Source organism: Natronomonas halophila (assembly GCF_013391085.1).
GTDB lineage: Archaea > Halobacteriota > Halobacteria > Halobacteriales > Haloarculaceae > Natronomonas > Natronomonas halophila.
This window is the reverse complement of sequence record NZ_CP058334.1, coordinates 267,260-286,465: the sequence shown is the minus strand read 5'-3', so window position 1 is coordinate 286,465 and position 19,206 is coordinate 267,260. Positions and strand designations below refer to the sequence as shown.

At 62.8% G+C, this 19,206-nt stretch carries 25 protein-coding genes and 2 pseudogenes; 13 read left to right on the top strand and 14 right to left on the bottom strand.

What is annotated here, in order from left to right:
* Positions 1-151 precede the first annotated feature (151 nt).
* Both HWV23_RS01430 and HWV23_RS01425 read left to right on the top strand, forming a co-directional pair.
* The gene (locus HWV23_RS01430; protein WP_178288691.1) at positions 152-346 is read left to right on the top strand and encodes a cold-shock protein; all 195 of its coding nucleotides are present in this window, start codon (positions 152-154) and stop codon (positions 344-346) included.
* A 128-nt stretch (positions 347-474) separates the two neighbouring features.
* Entirely contained in the window at positions 475-861 is a 387-nt protein-coding gene (locus tag HWV23_RS01425) for a hypothetical protein (RefSeq protein WP_178288690.1), read from the top strand.
* A gap of 20 nt (positions 862-881) precedes the next feature.
* Here the strand turns inward: HWV23_RS01425 and HWV23_RS01420 are convergent, their stop codons facing one another.
* The 4 genes and pseudogenes from HWV23_RS01420 to HWV23_RS01405 form a co-directional block, all read right to left on the bottom strand.
* Positions 882-1,145, bottom strand: a complete 264-nt coding sequence (locus tag HWV23_RS01420; protein WP_178288689.1) for a hypothetical protein — start codon at positions 1,143-1,145, stop codon at positions 882-884.
* A 247-nt stretch (positions 1,146-1,392) separates the two neighbouring features.
* Positions 1,393-2,154, bottom strand: coding sequence for a PAS domain-containing response regulator (locus HWV23_RS01415; protein ID WP_178288688.1), 762 nt, complete (start codon positions 2,152-2,154; stop codon positions 1,393-1,395).
* A 251-nt stretch (positions 2,155-2,405) separates the two neighbouring features.
* Positions 2,406-2,675, bottom strand: a pseudogene (locus tag HWV23_RS01410) (type II toxin-antitoxin system RelE family toxin); the annotation flags it as partial.
* Between the two features lie 6 nt (positions 2,676-2,681).
* Positions 2,682-2,822: pseudogene (locus HWV23_RS01405) on the bottom strand (ribbon-helix-helix domain-containing protein); the annotation flags it as partial.
* Positions 2,823-2,951: 129 nt separating this feature from the next.
* Here HWV23_RS01405 and HWV23_RS01400 point away from each other — a divergent pair.
* The 4 genes from HWV23_RS01400 to HWV23_RS01385 all read left to right on the top strand — a co-directional run bounded on the left by HWV23_RS01400 (position 2,952) and on the right by HWV23_RS01385 (position 4,549).
* A complete protein-coding gene (locus HWV23_RS01400) occupies positions 2,952-3,137 on the top strand; it encodes a hypothetical protein (protein ID WP_178288687.1) in 186 nt (61 codons plus the stop codon).
* A gap of 138 nt (positions 3,138-3,275) precedes the next feature.
* Positions 3,276-3,470 (top strand): hypothetical protein, encoded by a 195-nt coding sequence (locus tag HWV23_RS01395; RefSeq protein WP_178288686.1) that lies wholly within the window; start codon positions 3,276-3,278, stop codon positions 3,468-3,470.
* Between the two features lie 450 nt (positions 3,471-3,920).
* Positions 3,921-4,166: an AbrB/MazE/SpoVT family DNA-binding domain-containing protein gene (locus tag HWV23_RS01390; protein ID WP_178288685.1), complete on the top strand. Its 246-nt coding sequence runs from the start codon at positions 3,921-3,923 to the stop codon at positions 4,164-4,166.
* Positions 4,163-4,549 carry a PIN domain-containing protein gene (locus HWV23_RS01385; RefSeq protein WP_178288684.1) on the top strand — a complete coding sequence of 129 codons (387 nt, stop codon included), beginning with the start codon at positions 4,163-4,165 and terminating at the stop codon, positions 4,547-4,549. The genes HWV23_RS01390 and HWV23_RS01385 overlap by 4 nt, the downstream gene beginning before the upstream one ends.
* A gap of 190 nt (positions 4,550-4,739) precedes the next feature.
* Here the strand turns inward: HWV23_RS01385 and HWV23_RS01380 are convergent, their stop codons facing one another.
* Genes HWV23_RS01380 through HWV23_RS01370 form a run of 3 tightly spaced genes read right to left on the bottom strand, consistent with a single transcriptional unit; the run spans position 4,740 to position 6,367 of the window.
* Entirely contained in the window at positions 4,740-5,045 is a 306-nt protein-coding gene (locus HWV23_RS01380) for a chorismate mutase (RefSeq protein ID WP_178291588.1), read from the bottom strand.
* The gene (locus tag HWV23_RS01375) at positions 5,042-5,890 is read right to left on the bottom strand and encodes a shikimate kinase (protein ID WP_178288683.1); all 849 of its coding nucleotides are present in this window, start codon (positions 5,888-5,890) and stop codon (positions 5,042-5,044) included. Before HWV23_RS01375 ends, HWV23_RS01380 begins: the two co-directional genes overlap by 4 nt.
* A gap of 57 nt (positions 5,891-5,947) precedes the next feature.
* The gene (locus HWV23_RS01370) at positions 5,948-6,367 is read right to left on the bottom strand and encodes a VOC family protein (RefSeq protein ID WP_178288682.1); all 420 of its coding nucleotides are present in this window, start codon (positions 6,365-6,367) and stop codon (positions 5,948-5,950) included.
* A 100-nt stretch (positions 6,368-6,467) separates the two neighbouring features.
* Here HWV23_RS01370 and HWV23_RS01365 point away from each other — a divergent pair, with 100 nt between their 5' ends.
* Positions 6,468-6,932: a DUF5796 family protein gene (locus tag HWV23_RS01365; protein ID WP_178288681.1), complete on the top strand. Its 465-nt coding sequence runs from the start codon at positions 6,468-6,470 to the stop codon at positions 6,930-6,932.
* Between the two features lie 2 nt (positions 6,933-6,934).
* Positions 6,935-7,177, top strand: coding sequence for a DUF7508 domain-containing protein (locus HWV23_RS01360; protein ID WP_178288680.1), 243 nt, complete (start codon positions 6,935-6,937; stop codon positions 7,175-7,177).
* 561 nt (positions 7,178-7,738) lie between these two features.
* Here the strand turns inward: HWV23_RS01360 and HWV23_RS17140 are convergent.
* A complete protein-coding gene (locus HWV23_RS17140; protein ID WP_281362677.1) occupies positions 7,739-7,873 on the bottom strand; it encodes a DUF7128 family protein in 135 nt (44 codons plus the stop codon).
* Between the two features lie 101 nt (positions 7,874-7,974).
* Here HWV23_RS17140 and HWV23_RS01355 point away from each other — a divergent pair, with 101 nt between their 5' ends.
* Both HWV23_RS01355 and HWV23_RS01350 read left to right on the top strand, forming a co-directional pair.
* The gene (locus tag HWV23_RS01355) at positions 7,975-10,104 is read left to right on the top strand and encodes an AAA family ATPase (protein WP_178288679.1); all 2,130 of its coding nucleotides are present in this window, start codon (positions 7,975-7,977) and stop codon (positions 10,102-10,104) included.
* Between the two features lie 64 nt (positions 10,105-10,168).
* Positions 10,169-10,642 carry a hypothetical protein gene (locus tag HWV23_RS01350; protein ID WP_178288678.1) on the top strand — a complete coding sequence of 158 codons (474 nt, stop codon included), beginning with the start codon at positions 10,169-10,171 and terminating at the stop codon, positions 10,640-10,642.
* On the opposite strand, the gene HWV23_RS01345 is transcribed toward HWV23_RS01350, so the two are convergent.
* Entirely contained in the window at positions 10,639-13,542 is a 2,904-nt protein-coding gene (locus HWV23_RS01345; RefSeq protein WP_178288677.1) for a DEAD/DEAH box helicase, read from the bottom strand. The genes HWV23_RS01350 and HWV23_RS01345 overlap by 4 nt on opposite strands.
* An 81-nt stretch (positions 13,543-13,623) precedes the next feature.
* Positions 13,624-13,830, bottom strand: a complete 207-nt coding sequence (locus HWV23_RS01340) for a heavy-metal-associated domain-containing protein (protein ID WP_178288676.1) — start codon at positions 13,828-13,830, stop codon at positions 13,624-13,626.
* A 77-nt stretch (positions 13,831-13,907) separates the two neighbouring features.
* Between HWV23_RS01340 and HWV23_RS01335 the strand changes: the two genes are divergently transcribed.
* Positions 13,908-14,591, top strand: coding sequence for an HAD family hydrolase (locus HWV23_RS01335; protein ID WP_178288675.1), 684 nt, complete (start codon positions 13,908-13,910; stop codon positions 14,589-14,591).
* 13 nt (positions 14,592-14,604) lie between these two features.
* On the opposite strand, the gene HWV23_RS01330 is transcribed toward HWV23_RS01335, so the two are convergent.
* The 3 genes from HWV23_RS01330 to HWV23_RS01320 all read right to left on the bottom strand — a co-directional run bounded on the left by HWV23_RS01330 (position 14,605) and on the right by HWV23_RS01320 (position 17,468).
* Positions 14,605-14,895 (bottom strand): hypothetical protein, encoded by a 291-nt coding sequence (locus tag HWV23_RS01330; RefSeq protein WP_178288674.1) that lies wholly within the window; start codon positions 14,893-14,895, stop codon positions 14,605-14,607.
* A gap of 94 nt (positions 14,896-14,989) precedes the next feature.
* Positions 14,990-16,648, bottom strand: coding sequence for a GTPBP1 family GTP-binding protein (locus HWV23_RS01325; RefSeq protein ID WP_178288673.1), 1,659 nt, complete (start codon positions 16,646-16,648; stop codon positions 14,990-14,992).
* A gap of 142 nt (positions 16,649-16,790) precedes the next feature.
* The gene (locus HWV23_RS01320; protein WP_178288672.1) at positions 16,791-17,468 is read right to left on the bottom strand and encodes a phosphoglycolate phosphatase; all 678 of its coding nucleotides are present in this window, start codon (positions 17,466-17,468) and stop codon (positions 16,791-16,793) included.
* Between the two features lie 54 nt (positions 17,469-17,522).
* Between HWV23_RS01320 and HWV23_RS01315 the strand changes: the two genes are divergently transcribed.
* On the top strand, positions 17,523-18,389 hold the full coding sequence (locus HWV23_RS01315) for an MBL fold metallo-hydrolase (RefSeq protein WP_178288671.1): 867 nt from the start codon (positions 17,523-17,525) through the stop codon (positions 18,387-18,389).
* A gap of 3 nt (positions 18,390-18,392) precedes the next feature.
* On the opposite strand, the gene HWV23_RS01310 is transcribed toward HWV23_RS01315, so the two are convergent.
* A complete protein-coding gene (locus HWV23_RS01310) occupies positions 18,393-18,932 on the bottom strand; it encodes a J domain-containing protein (RefSeq protein WP_246282712.1) in 540 nt (179 codons plus the stop codon).
* Positions 18,933-18,998: 66 nt separating this feature from the next.
* Here HWV23_RS01310 and HWV23_RS01305 point away from each other — a divergent pair, with 66 nt between their 5' ends.
* Positions 18,999-19,205 carry a hypothetical protein gene (locus tag HWV23_RS01305; protein WP_178288670.1) on the top strand — a complete coding sequence of 69 codons (207 nt, stop codon included), beginning with the start codon at positions 18,999-19,001 and terminating at the stop codon, positions 19,203-19,205.
* The last annotated feature ends 1 nt before the right edge of the window (position 19,206 follow it).

Genomic DNA, 19,206 nt, shown 5'->3' with positions numbered 1-19,206 from the left:
TGCCTCTACCGTGATGTTTGCTCCGTATTGAATAAGTGCGTGTTCGAACGACCATCAGAACCGATATTTGGAATACGAATTTATGCTAAATCGGGTGTCGAGTATTCATATACAAACCCTTATCCGTGTCGCAGGTCACTATTTAATTGCAATGGCTAACGGAACTGTTGATTTCTTCAACGACACAGGCGGTTACGGCTTTATCGAGACTGAGGACTCCGACGAGGACGTTTTCTTCCACATGGAGGACGTTGGCGGCGAGGACCTTACCGAAGGCACCGAAATCGAATTCGAGATCGAGGACGCCCCCAAGGGCCCCCGCGCGACGAACGTCGTTCGCGCTTAACTGACTACCGACGCCTTACGGCACCGGTAGACTATATCCGATTTTTGCGACCATCGCTCGCATAGCGTTCCGCTCGATAAGCGGCAAGCGACACCCGACAAACACCACACCATGTACGGAACACACCGATGAAACCACGCCGTGTAGACTACTTGACCGACCTCGCCTACGGAGCCATCATCTTCGTTTCGGTCCTGCTCATCATCGTCGTCCGAAACGAAATCGGCATCGCGTTCGGCCTCGGCGTGCTCGTTTCCTATGCGATTCACGTCGCCTGGAAGATGGCCCGCTTCGACCCCGAGTGGATGTCTCAGGAAGTCGCTGAGAACGTCGAGGAGACGCTCAGCGAGGACATCGACGAGGTCATCGACCGGCTCGAAGCGGTCAACGAGCGCGTCGACCGCCGGCCCCGAACGGACGAGATTCAGGACGCCGTCGACGACATAGCCGAAGGTGACGAACCCCTCGACGACATCGATGGTCGCCCCACTGCAGGGGCCGCTGCCGAAGACTGAGGATGCTTGGTTCGGGGGACTTACTCCTCGGCCAGTTGCGTACCGCGAACGATGACGTAGATGAGAACGACACCGGCACCGACGGCGAGAACGAACTGTGCGAGGAGCACGAAGACCACCCCGACGGTTGAATTTCCGTATCCGAAGGCCCCGATACTGAACGGGATGAACCCGATTACGGCGAACAAGCCGATGAGTCGGCCGAGCGGAACGGCTTCCGAGATAATCTGAGCGATATCCAGTTCGCCTGTGGCCGGGTCGACGAAGGGTGGAGAGGAGGGCATTCAACGATGGATACTGGGCGATGCCTAATATCCCTGTCTAAGGCGGGTCTGTACCCGCCAATCTGCTGTCTTACCGAGTTTATTCCGCTAACAGATACGGCTCCTCGTGAGGGGACCGAAACGACGCCAGAATCGCCAAGCCGTTTTTGGGCTGAAACCATGTCTGTCGCTGCGGGTCGGTGTCTATCGAGTTACGACGGGTTCCCCTGAACAGAGAGATGTGAATCGGTCGATATCGTAGAATGGCTCATTTATAGACCATTACTTGACCGACTTCCTCTCCATGGTAGTAGCCGTGAGCAGTCGCAACTGTCGCAGGTTTGATTTCACCGTCAATAGTCTTGATTCGGAATTCTAACTCGGGCAATGACTGGTCTTCGGCCATGAGTCGCTCGAAGCGTTCGAGTGCGACATCTCTATCGTCGGGATGGAGAAAATCGACCATTCGTTTTCCTTCTATCTCGGCGTGTGAATCGGCATCGAGGAACGCCACCGCTGCCTCATTCGAGTAGACGGCACGTCTCTCTTGATTAAACAGAACAATCGGAATCGGGGCCGTATCCACCAAGTTATGATAGCGTTCCTCCGTTCGTTTAACAGCCTCCTCGGCACGAACGCTCTGGACGGAATTTCGGATTCGATTGGCGAGAATCTTGTATTGCTCTGACCCGCCTTCTTTCTGGAGGTACTCAGTGACGCCAGCAGAAATCGCCTCACTCGCAATCTGTTCTGAACCGCGACCTGTAAACAGGATAAATGGCAGCTTCGGGTACTCGTCCCGAACCAGTTCCAAGAAGTCAAGCCCGTCCTTTCCCGGCATATCGTAGTCGCTCACGATACAGTCGATTTCCGTCTCCTGAAGAATCGATAATGCCTCGTCTACGCTTGTCGCGTTACAGATCGCTAACGTCGAATCTTCACGTTTGAGGAAGTCTGTAACCAGTTCCGTGAATCCGGGTTCATCGTCAACGTGAAGAACGGTGATTCCCTCAAAGGTGAATGAACTCATAGAGGAAGAAGTATGACTGGTGTTCATACGTCCCGGTCTTAGGTGTTGTCCCTAATTTCACCGAGCAACACTCACCGATTGCGATGCCTTTGCAGGCTCTACTGAGGATATAATCGTTAGTGTATAGTATAAAATAAAGTGTTGTAAAAACACATATTGTGCGCTGCCGAGACCCGCGCTGCTCAACTTTGCTCAGGTCTCGGACTGACGTTACGGATTTCGTCTATCTTGCCGCTTCCTTCGCCGTATACTCAGTCATCGTCGGCGGTGTATGCACCACCACGGCGCTTGATTCGAACAACCACGATGCGCCGTTCGTTCTGACGGAACGTCACGGCGGGACGGAACCCACCAACGCGCATTTTCTTCCGTGGACTGTTCTGGAGTGGTTCGCCGTAATCGGGTGGGTCGCGCCACGGCGAATCGACGATTTCGTCGAGTTTGTCGAGAATACGGTCTTGCTCGTGGGAGTCGAGCGCGGCGAGGTCGTCTTGGGCCTTCGATGAGAGTTCCCACGTCCAGTCGCCTCACTCATCGCCGTCCGTGCCGAACCGCTCGCGCGCCTCCTCGGCGCTCATGATTCGCCCCTGGCGAATGTCCTCCTCGGCTTCGAGGAGGGCAACCAGTTCGTCGCGGTCGAACGTCGGGAACTCGATCGCATCGCGCAGATTAGCGCAGTAGGCCACCGGTCGCCAATCTACGGGTTTCCCTGAACAGAGATATGCGAATCGGTCGATAGAGGGGCCGAATTAGCCAACCCAAGCGATATATTAAACGGCTGTCAAGTGGTTTAGCAAATGAGTCGATTCGAAGAGATGGCAGTTATCGACACGAAGTTCAGGATACTTCTTGCCGCTACCGGGTTGGCGTTTTTTGGAATTGGATGCCCCCTTTACGTTGTTTTAGAATCTGGCGTTGGATTCCTGATTGGTGGGGTCGTTGCGATAGGAGTAGCCTTCCTCACCGCTAAAGGTCTCCGATAGATACGTACGCTCGTTTTCGGAGTCGATTCAGTCGATCCTCGCTGGAACGCCCAGTAGAGGCAAATCAGCCATCGTGAGCGATACAGGGAGGATAGACATTAGAGATTTATTGATGGCCAAAAAGATACACCCACCGAGATGTCCGTTCAAAAAGCCCTCCTGCTTGAACTGTTCGCCATCCTCCTCGCACTTTATGGGGGGTTCACCATATTGTCCCCGGATATAATGGGCGAGAGATGGGCTCTCTACGCTGGATTCTATCTCGGTCTCATCGGGTTCGTCTACGGTCTCGTGGGTGTCAGGATAGTAGCAGCCTTCCGAGACGGTGCGTAAGAAGCGTGTGCTTATCATTCCCACTTCGATAGTTAAGAGATGGACTGGCGAATCATTATTGGCAGTTTTATCGTGGGCGTTGGGTTCCTCATCGGATAGAAGCAGTTTGGTACGCTCGCCGGTACGCTTTTATCAGTCGTCTTTTGCGCAGGACTCTTTATCGCCAACTGGCTAATTGATAGGTTCATTTACGACTTGTAGGCCGAGAGGAAACACCATGGCCGCAACTAACATAACCGGAACATCTGCGGGCTCTACCGAGCAGCTAATCAGGCCATTCTAACGTGAAATTATAGTACAAATCCGCGTTGTGAGCTACCGAGACTCCCGTTGATCGACTTTGTTCAGATAGCTGAAAGCCACCATACGCACTATTGAAAAAATCTTGTTTGAACCATCAGTCTCAGTCTGATGGTAAGATTCTTTGTCTGTGGTAACATATACTTCTCTATGTCAGCAGAAACGGATGCACAGGGGCGGCTGTACATCCCGAAGGAGGTGCGCGAGAAGTACGGCCAGAAGTATCACATCGTCATGTACGAGGACAGAATCGAACTGATCCCGGTCGCGGACGACCCACTCGCCGCTGTCCGCGAAGCGGCAGGTGAGCTTCACGATGCACCCGTTGAGGATATCCGAGAGGACATCGAGGCAGAGGCGAAAGACGAAGCTGAGAAAGCCGGCGGCGACAGATGACGGTGTACGTCGAAACGGATTTTCTGCTCGCACTCGCCAAAGATTCCGATTGGTTGCAGGGCTCCGCAAAGGACGCCCTCGCGGAGTACGACGTCGAGACATCACCGTTCTCGTACCTCGAACTCCTCCTCGCCCGGGAACGATACGAGTTCGATTACGTTCCGCTGGTGGCGAACCTGCTCGAACTCGTCCCGGTGCAGAGCGAGGAAGAGAAACAGGTCGTTCTGAAAGCCGTTAACTACTACGACGAGGGGATGACGTCGTTCGACGCGTTCCACGCAGCGACTGCGGAAACGCGTGGGATGGACGTGCTCTCGTCCGAGAAAGACTACGAAGAGATTGAGGTCGGACGAGTCCCACTCGAACCACCTGACGAGGAATAACTTCGGACTGAGGAGGGTACTAACTGAACGAAGCGAGGCACTCACTAGCAGTTGTCGTGACCGCGAGAACGACAGATCTGGTCGAATCTTCCGACTGCTCATCGAGCCCAAAATTTGTGAGGCGGCGTCAAGAATCGACATCCAATCCACTAATATACAGCTAGAAGCCCCGTAACAGCCGTTCTCTCAGCTACCTACTTTCCCGCTGCTCTACTTTGTTCAGTTCGATGAGCAGCCGGAAAATCGCCTTCACGAGGTTGGCATCGACGTCGAACTGTTCGGCGTTCTCGCCGGCCCGCTCCATAACGGCTTCCTCCTGCGATTCGTCGGTTGTCGGCAAACCCTGCTGTCGTTTGACCTCGGCGATACTGTCGGCGACGTAGGTTCGTTGGGCGATTAACTCGACGATTTCTTGGTCAATCGTCCGTATCTCCTCGCGGAGTTCGTCGAGGTCCATCTCCGCGGGGTCGCCGCGGAAGTCGGTCTCGTCGCTCATTTCGTCGTTGCTCCCGTCGTTTGCGTTGTTGTCAGCCATGTATGTCCGTCCCGTTCGTTCCAGATGTCTTCGAGTCGCTGCAGCGTTTTGCGGTCGCCGACGGCGGTGTAACTCGGCCCGGTACCCGAAAGCGAGGCGGCGGCCTCGGGCATCGCCTCGACGATTGGCTCGCTCGGGAAGCCGAGGGCGGCACAGAAGGCAAAGCCGTTGACGCCCATCGCCCGCTCGTAGTCGCCGTCCATCGCTAACTCGTAGACGACGTCGGCCATCGGGGCGATTTTCTCACACCGGGAGACGTCGGCGTCCGAGGAGAAGGCCCGTTCGTCGGGCGTGTAGACGAGGACGTCCCAGTCGGGTTCGTCCCGTCGGAGGAGTTCGTCCTCGGTGTTGTCCGTGACGGTGACGCCGCCGAGCATCGACGCCGAGGCGTCGTCGAAGGCGCCCGTAATCGTGACACCGGCATCGCGGGCGGCCTCAACGCCGATGCGACAGGCGTCCTCGCGGTCGAGTTCGTCGCCGGCGCCGAGAGCGTCCAGCGTCGCCAGCACCGTCGCGTTGGCCGCGGCGCTGGAGCTTTTGAGGCCGGCGGCCATCGGAATCTCGCTTTCGGTGCGGACGTGGCCGCCCTCGCCGTCGCCGAAGCGTTCGACGCACCGCTCGACACAGCGTTCGATAAGCGCGGTGTCGGCGTCGGGCGCTTCCGCAACCTCACCGGTCACCTCGCCGGAGCCGTCGAGTTCGACCGTCGCCTCGGTGTAGGCGTCGATGGCGAAGGCAGCGCCGTAGCCGTTCGCCAGCGCGTTCAGTACGGTGCCCGCCGCCGGGGCGACTGCGCGACCATCCATCAGGCTACCCTCACCGTGGCGGCTACAAATTGGTGGCGGTTAGCGCAAGCCGACACCTTAGGCCTCCAGCAGTTCCACGAGATTGCCGTCCGGGTCCCGGACGAAACCGAGGCGCGTGCCGCTGTCGGTCGTCCGGGGGCCGCCGACCTGCTCAACCGACTCCGGTAACGCCTCGAAGGCCGCGTCGGCGTCCTCGACGGCCAACGCGAGGTGGGCCGCGCCGGGCTGGTTGATATCTGGTCGCGTGTGGTCCGCGCCCATGGGTTCGTATTCGACGAGTTCGAGGCGGACGTCGCCGGCATCGAGATGGACGAACGACCCGGCGGCGCTGTCGATGTCCGTCACGTCGGCGAAGGCCTCCCCGGAAACCTCGAAGCGGTCGAGAACGGGAAAGCCGAGCGTGTCGCGATAGAATTCGAGCGCGCGGTCGAGGTCAGAGACGGTGAGTCCGACGTGGTGGGCGTTCGGGTTCGACATACCGACGGCAGGCGTCACCGCGGGAAATGTCCTGCTATGGGTGCCTTCGGTCTCGCGGGCAATCGCCTTCCTTTTGCCGCCGCCCGCGCTAGCACCGCCAATGACCCAGCGAAGCGATATCGCCCCCGAGACGATCAGCATCTCGCTCGAACGCGAGGGTATCGAAGTCGAGTATCTCGACGGGCGGACGGTCTTCTATCACGGCGTGCCGACGAAAAAGGAGGAGTCGGTCGTCACCGGTCCCGGAAAGGAGGTCCACGTACTGGTCACCTCGCCCGACGAGGAGGAGGGCGTGATGGTTTACGTCAACGACCGGCGGACCCACGACGACATCCTCGAATCGACCGGCGTCGGCCGCGTCATCGTTGACCGCGGTGAGGAAGCGTCGCTGTTCCCCGGCGTCGACGCCGAAAACCACGGCTACCGCACCGAGATTACGGCCGACCCCGAAACCGCCCGCGGCCGCGTGTTCGTCTTCTCGGAGGACGAACGCGGGGAAGCGTCCTACGAACTCGTCAAAGAGGACCACGCCGAGGGCACGGGCGACGCCGACCGCGAGGACTGACCATGCCACTGAAAAAGGCGTGGGAACCGCTGGAGCGGTCGACCGTCGGAAAGGTCCCCGACCGCTACGGCGTCTACGAACTCGGGGACGGCGACGGAAACGTCATCGCCGTCGACCACGGCCCGCTCCGGGACAGCCTGAAGGAGGCACTGGGCTACGGCGACGGGGAGCAAGTGCGGTGGACGGCCACCCAGAACCGGCAGGAGGCCGAGCGGTTGGTCGCGGAACACCGCGAACGCTTATAGGTGATGTACGGTCACTTCTTCGCCGAGAAGCGCGGCGGAATTCGAAGCGTCACCTAAGCATTCGTTTGTGGTCCATCAGTTCGAACACTGGTCTATGACTGTTATTTTATACTATGTGGTGTCCCGAAGATTAATACTGCAATACTCGGACTAGGTAGGTGCAAGCGGGATGGGGACGGATGGGGATGTACCTTTACCCGCTTGTGACGACCTATGATCGAACACGGGGAACTCAGTTGTGCATGCGGGGCGCGAGTACCGTTCGACAACCAAGACGACCGGGTGCGGTGTGACTGCGGTGCCGACTATCTGATTACGGTAACCAAGATTCGTTCCGAGCCCGACAGTTGAGGCCCGGTTACGGGTGAGAGGTCGGTCCGGCCGAACCGAGTCGGTCGGCGTATAAATACGAATCAGGCACCACTGTTCCGGAATCCGTTATCTTACACTCCCGTCCAACGCCGAAAAGCGCCCACTGAACTCGGATGGTAACGCCACCTATCGTAAACGCGGCTTCACGACAGCGGTCGGACACCACGGCTCCGTAACGCCGGGCGAACGCTACTGGATATAACTGGGTTCCTCCGCGTCACAGGTGGATTCGTGCTGTTTCGCATCGGAGCGGTCATCGAAGAGCAACCCGCATTCTTCACACTCGTACCACGTCGACCCGTCCCGCTCTGTGGTCGCGACCATGCGTGATATTGTACCGCGCGGACGTATATTCGTTTCTCTGAACGAGCGGCCGGGGTCGGTGACGGCGGAACGGTAAAGCCGTGGGCGGCCTCACACCCTCCATGGACAATCGGGTCACCCTCACCGTCAGGGGTGCCGAAAAGCGAGACGCTGGTCGCGGTGTCGCGCGCCTGCCCGAATCCGCCCGGCGTGCGCTCGGCGTTCTCAGCGGCGATACCGTCGTCATCGAGGGCGACCGACCGACGGTCGCGAAAGTCTGGCCGGCCAGCGGAGAGGACGGCGTCATCCGCATCGACGCCGACACCCGCGCGAACGCCGGCGCCAACGTCGGTGATATGGTCTCCGTCAAACCGGTCTCCGTCGAGGACGCCGACCGCGTCCTCATCGAACTCCCCGTTCCCGTCGATGACGACCTGCTCGACGCGGTGACGAGCGACCTGCGCGACCGGCCACTGCGTGCCGGCGAGGCACTCCGACTCGAACGGCCGGGCGTCCGGGCTACCGTCGCCGAAACCAGCCCGGAGGGAACCGTCCGGGTCACCGACACAACGACGGTTCGCGTCCGAGAAGTTTCGGACGGCTCAGTCGGCGGAGCCAGCCCTGACGTGGGCAGCCAGCAGGAACCGGACGCCGCCCAGACCGGCGGCGACGGGGCGGACGTGACCGCGACAACCGACGCCACCTACGAGGATATCGGCGGCCTCGACGAGGAACTCGAACAGGTCCGGGAGATGATTGAACTCCCGCTGTCGGAACCCGAGTTGTTCCGCAAACTCGGCGTCGACCCGCCGTCGGGCGTCCTGCTGTACGGCCCGCCGGGCACCGGCAAGACGCTCATCGCCAAGGCCGTCGCCAACGAAGTCGACGCCCACTTCGAGGTCATCGACGGCCCCGAAATCGTCTCCAAATATAAGGGTGAAAGCGAGGAGCAACTCCGAGAGACCTTCGAGCGAGCAGTCGAGAACGAACCCGCGGTCGTCTTCATCGACGAACTGGACTCCATCGCGGGCACCCGCGACGAGGACGCCGACATGGAGAACCGCGTGGTCGCCCAACTGCTGACGCTGATGGACGGCCTCGAAAGCCGGGGACAGGTCATCGTCATCGGCGCGACCAACCGCGTCGACGCCATCGACCCGGCCCTCCGCCGTGGCGGTCGCTTCGACCGCGAAATCGAAATCGGCGCTCCCGACGAGGCGGGCCGCCGCGAAATCCTCGACGTCCACGTTCGGGGGATGCCGCTGGCAGAGGACGTCGACCTCGACAGACTCGCTGCCCGCACCCACGGCTTCGTCGGCGCGGACGTCCACTCGCTGGCGACGGAGGCCGCCATGCGCGCGCTCCGGGCCCGCGACGACCGCGAGGAACTGGTCATCACTCGTGAGGACTTCGAGGCCGCCCTCGCCGCGGTCGACCCCTCGGCGATGCGTGAACACGTCGCCGAGACGCCACACACCACCTTCGACGACGTCGGTGGCCTCGACGAGGCCAAACAGGTCCTCACCGAGGCCGTCGAGTGGCCGCTCTCCTACGGCGCGCTCTTCGAGGAGACGAGTACGGAGCCGCCCTCCGGCGTCCTCCTTCACGGCCCGCCGGGGACCGGCAAGACACTTCTCGCGCGGGCGCTGGCCGGCGAAAGCGACGTGAACTTCGTCAGCGTCGCCGGCCCCGAACTGCTGGACAAGTACGTCGGCGAATCCGAGAAGGCCGTCCGGGAGGTGTTCGACCGGGCGCGACAGGCCGCCCCGGCAATCGTCTTCTTCGACGAAATCGACGCCGTCGCCGGCGTCCGCGGCGATTCCAGCGAGGCCAGCGAACGCGTCGTCTCCCAACTGTTGACCGAACTCGACGGCCTGTCGGACAACCCCAACCTGGTCGTGCTGGCGGCGACGAACCGCCGGGAGGCGCTGGACCCCGCGCTCCTGCGACCGGGCCGCCTCGAAACGCACGTCGAGGTGCCGAACCCGGACCGTGAGGCCCGCCGGAAGATTCTCGCGGTTCACGGCCGAGGAAAACCCTTTGCCGACGATGTGGACCTCGATGCCATCGCGGCCGACACCGACGGCTTCTCCGGGGCGCAACTGGAGTCGCTGGTCCGAGAGGCTTCAATGCGGGCGATTCGAAAACACGCCGCCGAACTCGGCCCCGAGGAAGCCGCCGACCGGGCGGGCGAGGTGACGATTCGCCGCGAGCACTTCGATGCGGCGATGGAACACGTTCGCGAGCAGTAGCGTAGGTCAAACGCGCGTTTGGGCCTTCTGAAGGCACTTATCAGTCCCACGCAACCCCATCGGTATGGAACGACGACGATTCCTCGCCGGCTGTGGGATCGGCATCGCCGGATTCGCCGGCTGTCTCGATGGGTCCATGCCCAGCGCTGAGGACCCGACCGATGACGCGGCTCCCTCACCATCCGGAACGCCGCCCGAGAACCCGCCGCCTCACGAGGACCCGATGACTGAACCGGACCCCGACCTTGATGTCGGTATCGAAAACCGGTCGGACGAGGCACAGACTATCAGGCTCGAAATCAGCCGCGAATCCGGGGGGATAGTCTACGAGGAGACCCGCGAGGTAGCCCCTGAAACGGACCGTGACGTCTACAACCTCGAACGGGCCAATCCCGACGGCATCGAAGAGTTCGTCATCGCCGCCGAACGCGGCAACAAGCGGGAATCGGCGACCGTCAAAACCAGCGAGTGCTACGGAAACGCCTTCGTCGCGATAGCCGAGGACGGCGAGTTCTACGTCACCTACAGTATCTGTTAGTCCCAGAAGGACTTCGTCTTCGCGTACTGCCGTTCCCGCTGGAGGATGTCCCGGTAGAAATCCTCCTCGTCCTCGCGGTGGTTGTTGATGATGTAGGCGGCGTTCCGGGGGCCGACACCCCGGGCCGCAAGCGCGATGACGGCCTCCTTGCCGTGGCTCTGGACGAGGCTAGCGGCTTTATAGGCACGTTCGGTCTGTTTCCGCTGTTCCTCGTCCTTGTCGCCGCTCCGGACCGATTCCAGCACCTCGTCGGCCCAAGGATTCAGCGCGGCGATACGCGTCGACCCGCACTTGGGACATTCCGGCTGGTCGTCGACGCGGCGGACCTGCTGGCGGCGGTCCCAGTCGTTACAGTGGAGACACGCCAGCAGCACGCGGTCGCCCTGAATCCGCTCTTTGACCGTCTCGATGACCGACGCGTCGGCGTTCTCCGGCGAGAGCAGTTCACGACCCGACGACCGGCCGGCACGACCCAACGGCGTCCGGTTGCCGACAGTTTTGAGACTGAGTTCGCCGTCCTGGAGCCGCCGGAGGACGTCGCTCGCGCCGTCGGCATCCAGTTGCTCGTGGAGGACCACGCGAATGGCTTCGTCGTAAATCGGCGTGTCCTCCAGCGCCTTCAGCAGGCGGTCCTTCCCGAAGCGGTTCTGGCTGGAGCCCTTGCCTTTCCAGCGTTTGAGCGCGCCGAACTTCGCGGCGACCTGTGCCAAGGTGAACTTGAGCGAGTCGCTGTTCTTGAGGCTCAACTCGATGAGCTGGCCGACGTGGTCAGGGTCGGTGTCTTCCAGTACCTCGACAACGTCACCAATGGTCGTCCCGCCCGGCACTTCGAGTTCAATACGGTAGGGGTCGGCCTCCATCGCGACCGAGGAGCCGGTTCGCTGGCCGATAAGCGCCGAGAGCAGGCGACCCAGCGTCTCGTTGATGGTGTGGCCGAAGGCGGCACTGACGACGATTTCACGGCCATAGCCCTCGACGACGATTCGCTCGTCGGAGGGCATCGCGTCCTCGTGTTTCTCGACGGGGTCGAGTGCCTGACTCGCGGTGTATTCATCCGTCGGGAAGCGGTCGGCGAGACCACGGGCGACCGTCTCGCGGCTCACGGGTCGCTCACGCTCCCCGTTCGCCCCTTTCGAGGCCTCCCTCTGGTCGGCCTCGCACCCCTCGTCGAAGCGCTGGCGAGCCTCCGCCCGCGTCCGGCCGACGTGCTGGGCGACGTCGTAGGGGACCGGAATCTCCTGGCCGACCCACGACGGTACCTCGCCGGCCGGGTCCTCGATGGGCGTCACCAGGACTTCCTCTTCCTCGTCGTCGATTTCCGTAATTCGCCACATCTCGCCGCCCTGAATGAACGTCTCACCGGGTTGGGCGAAAGTGACGACGAAGCGCTCGGCGAGGGTGCCGACCGGGTCCCCCGAGGCCATGTCCTTGACGGTGTAGTTGGCCTCGTCGGGAATCATCGAGAGGTTGGCGTAGAAGTACTGCCACGTTCCGCCGGACTTCTCCAGTCGGTCCTCGCTCTCGTCGAGCCACAGGATGCGGTTCTCCGAGAGTTCGCGGACGACGGCCTTGAAATCCTCCTCGGGGAGGTTCCGGAACGGGTAGGCTCGCGTCACGATGTCGTAGGCCCGCGCCGCCGAGAGTTCGCCGAAGCCCATCAGCAGCCCCGGAATCTGGTTGGCGACGGTATCGAGGCTGGCGTGGTGGATGCCCGCGTCCTCGACGTCGCCGCGCTCGGCGCGGTCGACGATGGCCAGCGCTTCGAACGTGTCGTCCGGTCGCGTCGTGATGACCGTCCCCGAGGAAACCTCATCGCGGCGGTGGCCGGCACGACCGACACGTTGGAGCAGGCGCCGGACCTCACGGGGACTCGAATACTGGACGACGTGGTCGATGCTGCCGACGTCGATGCCGAGTTCCATCGAGGAGGTACACATCAGCGCCTCGATTTCGCCCGCCTTGAATCGGTCTTCGACCTCGATGCGCGCGGATTTCGACAGCGAGCCGTGGTGGATGCCGATGTCCGTCCCGTAGGCTTTCAGCCGGGAACCGAGACCCTCCGCGGTCTGCCGAGTGTTGACGAAGACTAGCGTCGACTCGTGCTCGGAGACGAGTTCGTCGATGACACGGACGTGGCTGGCGACTGACGCCTCTGTCATCAGTTCGCTTGCGGTGGTGTGGTCTTCGGGGTGGATTTCGGGTTCACGCACCTCGACGTCGATGTTCGACCCTGCCGAGACTTCGACGATGGAACAGCCGCGGTCGCCCGTCAGAAAGCGCCCGACCTCCTCGGGGTCGCCGACGGTCGCCGAGAGGCCGATACGCTGGAACGGGCCGGCGTGTTCCCGCAGGTGTTCGAGGCCGATGGTCAGCTGCGCGCCGCGTTTCGAGGCGGCGAGTTCGTGAACCTCGTCGATAACGACGTGTTCGATATCGGCGAGTGCCCGGCGCAGTTTCTCGCCGGTGAACATCGCCTGCAGCGTTTCGGGCGTCGTCACGAGCACGTCCGGCGGGTTCTCGGCCTGCTTGCTCCGCTGGTAGTCCGTCGTGTCGCCGTGGCGGACGTCGATATCGATATCCAGCGTCTCGCCCCACCAGTCGAGGCGCTCGCGCATGTCGCGATTGAGCGCGCGGAGAGGGGTGACGTAGAGGGCCTGCAACCCGTGGCGGTGCTCGCGCTCACAGATTGCCGAAAACACCGGTAGCATCGCGGTTTCGGTCTTGCCGGAGCCGGTCGGTGCGATGACCAGTCCGTGCTCGTCCGAGGACAGCGCGGGGATCGCCTTTCGCTGTGGCTCCGTCGGCGTCGAGAAACCACGTTCCGAGAGGGCCGCGCGGACGTCCGGATGGAGGTGTGAAAAGGCGTCCATCCCCGTCCCCGTGGCTCGCCCCTGACTCATTGTCCTCGTTTCGTGTCCCAGCGGATTAAGCGGACCGCTCCCCCGTGTGAGAATCGCAGGCGTCTCGTCGGCGGTGGCGGCTCACCCGGCCACTTCGTAGCCAGCGTCCTCGATGGCTGCGGCGACCTCCTCGTCGGAGACGCCGTCGTCGGCTTCGATTTCGACGGTATCCGCCTCGTGGTCGGCCTCCACAGCCGAGATGCCGTCAAGGGCTTCGAGGGCGTCCTCGACGTTCTCCTCACAGCCGGTACAGGCCATGTCGGTGACCGAAATCGTTCGATGGCTCATATTTACCGATTGGACCTCAACGCCAAAGGCGATTTCGCCCCCGTAGCGGTTTTGCCGCTTGAGTCCTCAATCCGGGTGTGCAACTCGACGCGGTCCTCTTCGATATCGACGACACGCTCTGCCGGTATCGCCGGTCGGGCGCGGACGTCCTCGATGCGGCCTTCGAGCGGACGGGCCACGACCCCTTCATCACCCTCTCGGAGTACCACGACCGTTACCCCGAGTTCGTCGACGACAGCGACTCGATGGCCGACCTCCGCGAGCGGTGTTTCGCGGCCATCGCCGAGACGAAGGGCCGAGACCCCGAAACCGGCCGCACGGTCGCACGCGCCTACGCTGCCGAACGCGACCACGCCAACGTCGAACCCCTCCCCGGCGTCGAAGAGGCCCTGTCGGCTGTCGAGGGACTGCCCGTCGGCGTCGTGACAAACGGCGCGCCCGAGATGCAATCACAGAAACTCGCCGGCATCGGACTGGATGACGCCTTCGATACGGTCGTCTACGCCGGCTACGACGCGCCGGCCAAGCCACACCCCGAACCGTTCGAGACGGCGCTATCGGAACTGTCCGCGAGTCCCGACCGGACGCTCCACGTCGGCAACTCCCTGCAGTCGGATATCGCCGGCGCTCGGGCGGCCGGCCTCGGGTCGGTGTGGGTGCCCGACAGCGACGAACCCGCCGACCCGGAGCCGGATTACACCCTCTCGACGCTTTCGGAGTTCCCGTCGCTGCTTTCCGAACGGACCGCTACTGATTTATAAAAACCGAGGCGTTTCAGGGCTTCTCGACGCTGACGGACGCGCCGGCGTTCACGTAACCGCTGTTGACGTAGACGTGGGCGCCGTGGCGTGTCGTGAAGTTACCGGGGTCCGTCACGTTGTCGGCGTCGCCGGAGACGCCCTGACTGAGATAGACGTCCTCCTTCTCCTCGCCGGTTTCGAGCGTCGTATCGCCGTCACAGTCGAGTAATCCCTGACAGGCCGACGCCGACGCGACGCCCCCGAAGAGGAACGCGACGGCGACCATAATCCCCAGTACCACGCGAACCGAACTGTGTGCGTTCATCACATCACCCACGATACCCTCCGTATAAAAACCGATAACACCGATTTCGAGTCGCGTTTCGAGAAAATAAAATCAGGAAGGGATTTCTCGGCGTTTACTCGACAGGCGTGACGTCCGTCACCGTGCCGACGCCCTTCGAACTGCCCTCGCGGAAGACGAACCGCTGGCCCTCCTCGACGAGATAGGGGTGGAACTTGAACCGAATCGTCGCCATCCCGGAATCGCCCGGCAGCAGTTGGCCGCCCTCCGGGTGGATGGACACCGTCTCGCTGACGGTTTCGAGGTGGACGACCGGCTCGTAGCCGTCGTCGATACGGGTCGGGTGGTTCAGGACCATCACCTCGGCTTCGAACTCCCGGACCGGGTCGGGGTCCGCATCCCGCGGCAACAGCACCATCCCGCGGTCGAGGTCGGCCTCGTTGATGCCCTTCAGGGCGATGCCGACGATGCGGCCCGCCGAGGCCTCGTCGACCCGGTGGTAGTGCATCTCGATGGAGCGGACCTCGACCTCCTGAAACGTGCCGTCCGCCAGCGGCCCGACGAGCAGTTCGTCGCCCGCCTGCACGCTGCCGGAGCGAATAGTCCCCGAAGCGACGGGGCCGACGCCGGTCACGCTGTAGGTGCGGTCGATGTACATCGAGAAGTCGCCCTCCGTCGCGCTCGTCTTCGGCAGGCGCTCGAAGAGTTCGTCGAGGACGGGCAGGCCCTCCATCGTCACTGCACTGGTCGTCAGCACGGGAACGACCTGCTCGTTTATCTCCTCGATGGCTGCCTCGACGCCGTGCCGTTCGACCGGCAGCGGCGTCTTGTCGGCGTTCCGGAGCAGGCGTTCGACCTCGCGTTCGACCTCACTGACCCGTTCGTCGCTCACCATGTCGGCTTTCGTAATCGCGACGATGGTCGGCAGTTCGGTCGCCAGCAGGATGCCGAGATGCTCGCGTGTCGTCTTCGTCGGGCCGTCATCGGCCGCCACGACGAGCAGGCCGTAATCGAGTTTCTGCCCGACGAGACCGCGAATCGTCGTCCGGAGCCACGGTTCGTGGCCCACGGTGTCGACAAAGGAGACGAGTCGGTCCGCCTCCTCGACGACCCGCGCCCGGTCGGATTTTCGGTGGGGGTTGTCCATCCGGACTGCGCCCTCGTCGTCGAAGCCGTAGACGCCGTACGAGAGGTCCGCCGAAAGGCCGCGTTCCATCTCGTGGGGCTGGACGTCGAGGAAGCCACGCGTCCCGCCCTGACCGTCGTCGGGGTCGCCGGTCACCAGCGACCCGACGAGCGTGGATTTGCCGTGGTCGACGTGGCCGGCGGTCCCGACGACGATGTGGTCGTCGTCGACGTCGAGGACGGCGCCTTCTTTGAGCGTCGCCACGCCGACAAGGCCGTTCTCGTCGGCCTTGCTGTCGATTGGACCGGCGCCCCGTTTGGCGGCCGTCCCGTCGGAGCTGACGCCCCACGTCTCGACGTCCTCGATGTGGGCGCCCGCCTCCTCGGCCAAAAGGGAGAGGACGTCCATCGACTCGGAGAAGGCCTCCGGCGAGATACCGGCGATACCGCCGTCGTCGGTGACGCCGACGACGTAGGTCGCCTCGCCGTCCCCCGAGAGGATGCGGTGTCGCAACTGGGCGACGAGGGATTCGAGACGTCCGTCAGCAAGGTGCGTTCCGCGTGTGAGCCGTTCTTTGAATTCGACGCTGCCGCCCTCCCGTTCGCCCTCCTCCAGGGCCTGACGGAGCGCGGCCCGGTCGGCGCTCATTTCTGTGTGCGGATAACAACCACACCGATAAAAGCCTTCCCCGGGAATCCCCCGTAGGCGACGTTACTCATGGTTCAAGCGGCTGTCAGGATGGCCCGGCCAACACTTTGATGGGTCCGAACCGAAGCCCGGCCTGTCGTGATCAGGTCTCTTCCCGGAGGCGTTCCAGCGCCTCCAGAAAGCCGTCGGCGAAACTCGCCTCCGTCGTCTCGTCGGCCGCCGCTTTCGCCGTCTCATCGGCGTTCGCCACCGCGAACGACCGACCCGTGACCTCGAACATCTCGGCGTCGTTCTCCGAATCGCCGACGGCGGCGAACTCCTCCGGGTAAAGGTCCAAGAGTCGGGCCGCGGTTTTCAGCCCCGTCGCCTTGTCGACTTCCGACGCCTTGACGTGGTAGGCGTAGCCGGTATCGACCACGTCCATGCCGTGGTCGGCGGCGATTCGCTCCAGCGGCTTCAACGGCTGGTCGCGGGCGACAGCGACCTCCGTCTCCCGCCAGCGGTTGACCATGTCGACCTCGCCCCAGCCAAGCGAGTGGCCCGCCTCGATATACTCGGTCGCGACCGCCTTCGCCCCTTCCGGGTCGCCGTTGTAGACGACTTCGTCGGCCTTCTCGATGTAGACGGCACCGCCGTTTTCGGCGATAACGTTCAGCGGAACCCCGAGAAATTCACAGAGGCCGACGGGATAGGGGAACGACTTGCCGGTTGCGATGACCACCGGCGCCTCCCATTCCCGAATCGCATCGAAGATTCGCGGGTCGATGGACTTGTCCGACCGTGTGAGCGTGCCGTCGATGTCGGCGGCCAGCGGCTGCATACTCACAGTCGGGACGCCGCAGGTATCAAAACCCTGCCTGTCGTACCGCGGCGTATGGCAGTCACCCACGCCCTCGGGGACATCTACACCGTCGACCCACACCTCATGGGGTCGCCCGGCGCGCTCACCCTCTATGTCATCGACGCGCCCCAACCGACCATCGTCGACACCGGGTCGGCGAACTCCCCCGAGAAGATTTACGACGCCCTCGACAGCATCGGCATCGACCGAACCGAGGTCGAACACGTCCTCGTCACCCACGTCCATCTCGACCACGCGGGCGGCGCCGGCCACCTCGCCGCCGAACTCCCGAACGCCGAGTTCCACGTCCACGAGCGCGGCCTGCCCTACATTACGGACCCCGACCAACTCGCGCGCCTCAAACGGAGCGTCGACCGCGCGATGGGTGTCGAAAACGCCTACGGTGAACCGAAACTCCTTGACGCCGACCGGTGCCACACGGTCGCCGACGGCGAACGCGTCGATATCGGCGACCGGGAACTCGAACTCATCGACGCGCCGGGCCACGCCCCCCATCACTTCGCGGCCTACGACCCCAAAACTGAGGCCATGTTCTCCATCGACGCTGCCGGGATGCACCTCGCGGGCGCGATGCGACCGACGACGCCCCCGCCGGGCTTCGACCTCGAAGCGAACCTCGAAACGGTCGACCGCCTGCGGGCCTACGACCCCGAAAAGAACCTCTACGGCCACGTCGGCCCGGGCGGCGACGACGCCGTTGCCGAACTTGACCGCTACGAGGCGATGCTCCCCGAGTGGGTCGACCTCCTGCGAGAAAAGCGGAACGAACACGAGGACGACGTCGGCGCCATCGTCGCTGACCTCGGCGACGAATGGCAAAGCCCGACCGTCCAGCGGGACGTGGCCGGCGTTCTCCACTACCTCGACGAGGACGACTAGCGTCTACTCGGTCAGCGTCTCGTAAGCCTCAGTTACCTTCTTGAAGGTTTCTTCGTCGCCCCCGCGGTCCGGATGGACTTCCTTTACCTTCTCGCGATAAGCCCGCTTGACTGTGGCTTCGTCGGCCCCGGGGTCGAGGCCGAGGCGTCGATACGCCTCCGCCTTGCTGATTGAGGGCGACGGCTGCGGGCCGGCACGGCGGCCGCCCCCGTCGGCAGCACCGCCGGCCCGCTGTTGCCGCTGTCGTCGCTCCCACGCCTCCCGAGCGCGCTGTCCGCGGGCACTCTCGAACCCCTCTCGTGGCCCCGCCCCGAACCCGCCCGTTTCTGTGCCAGCCCCTCGTCGGGAGCGCGTTCCGGACTGGGCGATTCGCTCCCGGAGTTTGCCCGACGAGCGATACCAGAACGCGTAGGTCAGCACTACCAGCGGCACGAGCATCACGAGGAGTACCGGCTCCCAGAGGACCAGGCTCAACGCGGCGACGAGCGCGGTCATGGCCGCAAACAGGACGGTCAATCCGAAGACGAGCCGGTCTTGCTGCACACCCGCAGTTGGGCCTCCCCGAAAGTAAGTTCGGGGTTTATCCGGATGGCCGTCCAATCGACTGACATGAGCGTCTCGGGGCTCTGTGAAATCTGCGAGGCTGCCAGCATCGAGGACCAGTGTGACCGCTGTGGGCAGTTGGTCTGTGAGGACCACTACGACCGAGAAACCGGGCTCTGCACGGACTGCGCGGCGGAAACCCGCGGACCGACGGACCGACCGGAGAAGGACGACACCGATTACCCCGATGGCGTCGGGGAGTACGAGTTCTAAC